This is a genomic window from Streptomyces durocortorensis (genome assembly GCF_016901035.1).
GTDB classification, from domain to species: Bacteria; Actinomycetota; Actinomycetes; order Streptomycetales; family Streptomycetaceae; genus Streptomyces; species Streptomyces durocortorensis.
In genome coordinates this window covers 1-5,838 of sequence record NZ_JAFEUF010000344.1, presented here as the reverse complement: position 1 = coordinate 5,838, position 5,838 = coordinate 1, and the positions used below count along the sequence as shown (strand labels likewise).

The window sequence follows — 5,838 nt, the reverse complement described above, 5'->3', positions numbered from 1 at the left end:
GTCCTACGGGGGTGCTGTGCCGTACCACGCGACCACGATCGGGACCGGGGCGGACGCCCCCCCCCCCACCCCCCGGCGCAGAAAGCCGAGAGGCGCCCGGTTCGCCGGTCTGGAGGTCGATGAGGGGGCGGCCGGTCCGGCCCCCTCGCCGGCGCCCGGGCCGCTCGTGCCGCCCCGCGCAGGCGTGCCCGCCCCGCGCGGGGCACGCTTCGGCGGCGCGGCGGAGGAGGACCGCGGCGGCCGGGGCCGAGCCGGACGGGGGCGCGGGCAAGGCGCTCCGCCGGGGCCGGACGCCCTGCCGGATCCGGCCGCCCGGCAGGCCGTCGCCGGGGCCGTGGCCCAACTGGTCCGGCTGCGCGCCGAGGGCCGCAGCGGGGAGGCGCACGTGGTGCTCTGCGAGGTCGCGGCCTGGCCCGCGCCCCGGCTGCCGCTGCTCGCCCTCGCCCTGCACCGCGCCGGGCTCGTCGCCGACTGGACGACCCTGCTCTGGGAGGTGTCCTCGCTCCCGCCCGCCGGGTTCGCCGCCGCGGCGGGTGCGCTGGCCGCCGCGGGGCGGGAGGCGGACTGCGGGCTGCTGTTGCGCCAGGGAGTGGCCCGGCCCGCCGCCGAGGTGGCCGAGGCGGTGCTCGCCCTGGGCGGGGCCGGCCGGGAACGGGAGGCGCGGGACCTGCTCGGCGCCTTCGTCCGCGTACGCACTCCGAAGGAGGCCGCCGCACTCGCCGGGAACGGCGGCGGTACCCGGCTGCTGCCGCTTCTCCTGGCGGCCGCCCGCGAGGTGTCGGTGGAGCGGGAATGGGACCTGGTCCACGCGTTGCGGGTGGCGGGCGTGCCGGGGGTCTGAGCCCCGCGTCGACCGCCGAGGATCGGCAGCGTGTCCGTTGTGGACCGGTCGGGTGCGAAACATGATCGACTCCGCCGGTTCACGGCGATGGTCTTGCCCCGCCGGGCGGACGGGCTTACGTTCTCCATCCATGCACCGATCTACGTGCGTAGAGAACGCGTGCAGGCTCTCTGACGCCGCGTCGAAGGAGCAGCTCATGTCCCACGTCGTACGCGCCGCACTCGTCCAGGCGACCTGGACCGGCGACACCGAATCCATGATTGCCAAGCACGAGGAACACGCGCGCGAGGCCGCCCGGCAGGGGGCGAGGATCATCGGCTTCCAGGAGGTGTTCAACGCCCCCTACTTCTGCCAGGTCCAGGAGCCCGAGCACTACCGCTGGGCCGAGCCCGTGCCCGACGGGCCGACCGTCAGGCGCATGCAGGACCTGGCCCGCGAGACCGGCATGGTCATCGTCGTCCCGGTCTTCGAGATCGAGCAGTCCGGCTTCTACTACAACACCGCGGCCGTGATCGACGCCGACGGCTCCTACCTCGGCAAGTACCGCAAGCACCACATCCCGCAGGTCAAGGGATTCTGGGAGAAGTACTACTTCAAGCCCGGCAACGCCGGCTGGCCGGTCTTCGACACCGCCGTGGGCAAGGTCGGCGTCTACATCTGCTACGACCGGCACTTCCCCGAGGGCTGGCGGCAACTCGGCCTCGCGGGTGCCCAGTTGGTGTACAACCCGTCCGCCACCTCGCGCGGACTCTCCAGCCACCTCTGGCAGTTGGAGCAGCCGGCCTCCGCCGTCGCGAACGAGTACTTCGTCGCCGCGATCAACCGCGTCGGCCGCGAGGAGTACGGCGACAACGACTTCTACGGCACGAGCTACTTCGTCGACCCGCGCGGCCAGTTCGTCGGGGAGGTCGCCAGCGACAAGGAGGAGGAACTCGTCGTACGCGACCTGGACTTCGACCTGATCGAGGAGGTCCGCCGGCAGTGGGCCTTCTACCGGGACCGACGACCCGACGCCTACGACGGGCTGGTGGAGCCGTGACCGGACTGCATGAGCGCCACCTCGTGGTCAGCCCCGAATGGCTGGCCCTCTACTACCGCCACCCCCTCGAACTGACCCACGGCGAGGGCCGCCACGTCTGGGACGCGGACGGCAACCGCTACCTGGACTTCTTCGGCGGCATCCTCACCACCATGACCGCCCACGCCCTGCCCGAGGTGACCAAGGCGGTCGCCGAACAGGCCGGGCGGATCATCCACTCCTCCACCCTCTACCTCAACCGCCCCATGGTGGAGATGGCCGAGCGGATCGCCACCCTCTCCGGCATCCCCGACGCCAGGGTCTTCTTCACCACCTCCGGCACCGAGGCCAACGACACGGCCCTCCTGCTCGCCACCGCGTACCGCAGGTCCAACCAGATCCTCGCGATGCGCAACAGCTACCACGGCCGGTCGTTCTCCACCGTCTCCATCACCGGCAACCAGGCCTGGTCGCCCACCAGTCTGTCCCCGCTCCAGACGCTGTACGTCCACGGCGGCGTCCGCACCCGCGGCCCGTACGCCGAGTTGAGCGACGAGGCGTTCATCCGGGCCTGCGTCGCCGACCTGGAGGACCTCCTCGGGCACACTCGCAACCCCGCGGCCCTGATCGCCGAACCCATCCAGGGCGTCGGCGGGTTCACCTCCCCGCCCGACGGGCTGTTCGCCGCGTTCCGCGAAGTCCTGGACCAGCACGGGGTGTTGTGGATCTCCGACGAGGTGCAGACGGGCTGGGGCCGGACCGGTGAGCACTTCTGGGGCTGGCAGGCGCACGCCGAGAACGGGCCGCCGGACATCCTCACCTTCGCCAAGGGCATCGGCAACGGCATGTCGGTCGGGGGAGTGGTGGCCCGTGCCGAGGTGATGAACTGCCTCGACGCCAACTCCATCTCCACGTTCGGCGGTTCACCGGTCACCATGGCCGCCTCGCTCGCCAACCTCGGCTACCTCCTGGAACACGACCTCCAGGGCAACGCCCGGCGCGTCGGCGGACTGCTGATCGAACGGCTGCGCTCCGTGGCCGCCGCTTCCCCCGCCGTACGCGAAGTTCGCGGCCGGGGCCTGATGATCGGCATCGAGCTGGTGAAGCCCGGCACCGACGAGGCCGACCCGGAAGCCGCCGCGGCCGTCCTGGAAGCGGCCCGCGCCGGCGGGCTCCTCATCGGCAAGGGCGGCGGCCACAGCACCAGCGTGCTCCGGATCGCCCCGCCGCTGACCCTGACCGTCGCCGAGGCCGAGGAAGGCGCGGCGATCCTCGCGGACGCCCTGCACGCGGCGGGCTGACCCCGCCGGACGGACCCGCCCGTACGTCCACGAACCGCGCGGGGCGTCCCCGACCCGTACGTCCACGAACCGCGCGGGGCGTCCCCGACCCGTACGCCAGGAGGGCCGTCGGGGCGCCCCGAGTTGAGGAGACACCCATGAGTCGCACCGTCATCCACGGTGGCCTGGTCATCACCGCGTCCGACGAGATCCACGCCGACGTGCTCGTCGAGGGCGGCCGTGTCGTCGCGCTCGCCGCCCACGGGACCGACGCCGCCGAGAGCTGGAGCGCCGACCGCAGGATCGACGCGACGGGCAAGTACGTCATCCCGGGCGGCGTCGACGGGCACACCCACATGGAGATGCCGTTCGGCGGGACGTACGCCGCCGACACCTTCGAGACCGGCACCCGCGCCGCCGCCTGGGGCGGCACCACCACCATCGTCGACTTCGCGATCCAGAGCGTGGGCAAGTCGCTGCGCGAAGGGCTCGACGCCTGGTACGCCAAGGCCGACGGCAACTGCGCCATCGACTACGCCTTCCACATGATCCTCGCGGACGTGAACCCCTCCTCGCTCAAGGAGATGGACCGGCTCGTCTCCGAGGGGGTCACCTCCTTCAAACTGTTCATGGCCTACCCCGGGGTCTTCTACTCCGACGACGGCCAGATCCTGCGCGCCATGCAACAGGCCTCCGGCAACGGCGGGTTGATCATGATGCACGCGGAGAACGGCATCGCGATCGACGTCCTGGTCGAGCAGGCCCTCGCCGCCGGTCACACCGACCCCCGCTACCACGGCGACGTCCGCAAGGTCGCCCTGGAGGGCGAGGCCACCCACCGCGCCGTCCAGCTCGCCCGGGTCGCCGGATCCCCCCTCTACGTCGTCCACGTCTCCGCCGACGAGGCCGTGGAGGAGATCGCCGCCGCCCGCCACAAGGGGCTCCCGGTCTTCGGCGAGACCTGTCCGCAGTACCTGTTCCTCTCCACCGACAACCTCGCCGAGCCCGATTTCGAGGGCGCCAAATACGTCTGCTCCACACCGCTGCGCCCCAAGGAGCACCAGGAAACGCTCTGGCGGGGCCTCCGTAACAACGAACTCCAGGTCGTCTCCACCGACCACTGCCCCTTCTGCTTCTCGGGCCAGAAGGAGATGGGCCGGGGCGACTTCTCCAAGATCCCCAACGGCATGCCGGGCGTCGAGCACCGCATGGACCTGCTGCACCAGGCCGTCGTGGACGGACACATCACCCGCCGCCGCTGGATCGAGATCGCCTGCGCCTCCCCGGCCCGGATGTTCGGCCTCTATCCGAAGAAGGGCACCATCGCCCCGGGCACCGACGCCGACATCGTCATCTACGACCCGGCCGCCGAACAGACCCTCTCCGCCGAGACGCACCACATGAACGTCGACTACTCGGCGTACGAGGGCAAACGCATCACCGGCCAGGTCGAGACCGTGCTCTCGCGCGGCGAAGTCGTCATCGACGGACGGAAGTTCACCGGCCGCGCCGGACACGGCATGTACACCCCCCGTGCCACCTGTCAGTACCTCGACTAGGGACTAGGAGACCCGCCATGGACTTCGGCCTCGTCCTCCAGACGGACCCGCCCGCCTCCGCCGTCGTCGGCCTGATGCGCCGCGCCGAGCGCAACGGCTTCCGCTACGGCTGGACCTTCGACTCGGCGGTGCTCTGGCAGGAGCCGTTCGTCATCTACAGCCGCATCCTGGAGCACACGGAGAAGCTGACCGTGGGCCCGATGGTCACCAACCCGGGCACCCGCACCTGGGAGGTCACCGCCTCCACCTTCGCCACCCTCAACGACATGTACGGCAACCGCACCGTCTGCGGCATCGGGCGCGGCGACTCGGCGATGCGCGTCGCGGGCCGCCGACCCAACACCCTGGCCCGCCTCGGCGAGGCCATCGACGTCATCCGGGACCTCGCCGAGGGCCGGGAGGCGACGGTCGACGGGCAGCCGGTGCAGATCCCGTGGGTGAAGGACGGGCGGCTGCCGGTGTGGATGGCGGCGTACGGGCCCAAGGCCCTGGCGCTGGCCGGGCAGAAGGCCGACGGCTTCATCCTCCAGCTCGCGGACCCCTTCCTCACCGAGTGGATGATCAAAGCGGTACGGGACGCGGCGGCCGACGCCGGACGCGACCCCGACTCCGTCACCATCTGCGTCGCGGCCCCCGCCTACGTCGGCGAGGACCTCGACCACGCCCGGGAGCAGTGCCGTTGGTTCGGCGGGATGGTCGGCAACCATGTCGCGGACCTGGTCGCCCGCTACGGCGAGCACTCCGGCCTGGTCCCCGAGGCGCTCACCGCGTACATCGCCGGGCGCTCCGGCTACGACTACAGCCACCACGGGCGTACCGGCAACCCGGACACCGCCTTCGTCCCCGACGAGATCGTCGACCGGTTCTGCCTGCTCGGTCCCGCAGAGGCGCACATCGAGAAGCTCCAGGCGCTGCGGGACATGGGCGTGGACCAGTTCGCGCTGTACAACATGCACGACGCCCGGGAAGCGACCATCGACGCCTACGGGGCCGCGATCATCCCGGCCCTGACCGACTGAACCTCGTCTCCGTTCCCCGCTGCCCGTCCGCACGCGCCCCGCCCGCATCGCCCCGCACGGCACCGCTCCCGAGCGAAGGGCTCCACCGCCATGACCGCCACCGTCCCGCCCACCCCACCGC

At 71.7% G+C, this 5,838-nt stretch carries 4 protein-coding genes and 1 pseudogene; all 5 read left to right on the top strand.

All coding sequences use genetic code 11. The features are described from left to right. A pseudogene (locus JS521_RS33255) lies at nucleotides 1–841 on the top strand (hypothetical protein); the annotation flags it as partial. A gap of 196 nt (nucleotides 842–1,037) precedes the next feature. Beyond that, nucleotides 1,038–1,880: a nitrilase-related carbon-nitrogen hydrolase gene (locus JS521_RS33250; RefSeq protein WP_205086619.1), complete on the top strand. Its 843-nt coding sequence runs from the start codon at nucleotides 1,038–1,040 to the stop codon at nucleotides 1,878–1,880. Then, nucleotides 1,877–3,160, top strand: a complete 1,284-nt coding sequence (locus tag JS521_RS33245) for an aspartate aminotransferase family protein (protein ID WP_205086618.1) — start codon at nucleotides 1,877–1,879, stop codon at nucleotides 3,158–3,160. The genes JS521_RS33250 and JS521_RS33245 overlap by 4 nt, the downstream gene beginning before the upstream one ends. A gap of 137 nt (nucleotides 3,161–3,297) precedes the next feature. Further along, nucleotides 3,298–4,698 carry a dihydropyrimidinase gene (gene hydA, locus JS521_RS33240; RefSeq protein ID WP_205086617.1) on the top strand — a complete coding sequence of 467 codons (1,401 nt, stop codon included), beginning with the start codon at nucleotides 3,298–3,300 and terminating at the stop codon, nucleotides 4,696–4,698. 17 nt (nucleotides 4,699–4,715) lie between these two features. Continuing rightward, nucleotides 4,716–5,717, top strand: a complete 1,002-nt coding sequence (locus tag JS521_RS33235) for a TIGR03842 family LLM class F420-dependent oxidoreductase (RefSeq protein WP_205086616.1) — start codon at nucleotides 4,716–4,718, stop codon at nucleotides 5,715–5,717. Nucleotides 5,718–5,838 lie beyond the last annotated feature (121 nt).